This is a genomic window from Rhodococcus sp. NPDC003383 (assembly GCF_053589115.1).
The window spans coordinates 1-1,070 of sequence record NZ_JBSFRG010000078.1 but is presented as its reverse complement, the minus strand read 5'-3'; the positions used below and the strand labels follow the sequence as shown (position 1 = coordinate 1,070).

Below are 1,070 nucleotides of genomic sequence, written 5' to 3'. Positions count from 1 at the left end.
CTGTTCGATGTGACCACCTTGTACTTCGAGGCCGAGAAGGAAGACGACCTCCGCAGGGTGGGCTACAGCAAGGAGCGCCGGGTCGATCCGCAGATCGTGGTCGGCCTGCTCGTCGACCGCACCGGATTCCCGCTCGAGATCGGCTGTTTCGAAGGCAACAAGGCCGAAACCCACACCCTGGTCCCGATGGTGCGCCAATTCCAGGCCCGCCACGACCTGGACGGGGTGGAGATGGTCATCGCCGCCGACGCAGGCATGCTGTCCGCCTCGAACCTGACCGCGCTGGACGAGGCCGGTCTGAAGTTCATCGTCGGCTCCCGGGTGACCAAGGCCCCGAACGATCTGACCTCTCATTTCCATTGGCACGGCGATGTGTTCACCGACGGGCAGATCATCGACACCGTCACGCCCCGGCATGCGCGCAGCGTGGTCAACACCGTGAAGAAGCGAGCCGAACCGGTCTGGAACCCGACTCGGGACACCACCTCGTGGCGGGCGATCTGGCAGTACACCCGCAAACGCGCCGTGCGCGACAACCAAACATTGAACGCGCAGGAAGCGCGGGCGAAGTCGGTCGTCGACGGCACAAAGAAGGCCAAGGCCACTCGGTTCGTCAAGACCACCGCCGGCGGCCAGCAACTCGATGAAGCCGCACTGGGCAGGGCGCGGTCGCTCGTCGGGCTGAAGGGCTACGTGACCAACATCCCGGTCACGCTCATGGAACCGGGTGAGGTGATCGGCAAGTACCACGACCTCTGGCATGTCGAACAGTCGTTTCGCATGTCGAAGACCGACCTGCGGGCACGGCCGATGTTCCACCGCACCAAAGACGCGATCGAAGCACACCTGACCATCGTGTTCGCGGCCTTGGCCGTGGCGCGCTGCGTTCAAGACCAGACCGGCGTCGCGATCGCACGAGTGGTCAAGCAATTGCGGCCGCTGCGGACTTCGACGATCGCGATCAACGGTGCCGTCCAGGACTTCCCTCCGCAGATCCCGGCCGCCGAACAGGAAATTCTGTCCCGCCTCGGGTTCGAAACGGGGTACTAAGCCAAATGTCCTAACTCAGG

The 1,070-nt window shown here is 64.0% G+C and carries 1 protein-coding gene; it reads left to right on the top strand.

What is annotated here, in order from left to right; genetic code table 11:
- On the top strand, positions 1–1,050 hold a 1,050-nt coding region (locus ACWDTS_RS28125; protein WP_450119465.1), incomplete at its 5' end, for an IS1634 family transposase.
- Positions 1,051–1,070 lie beyond the last annotated feature (20 nt).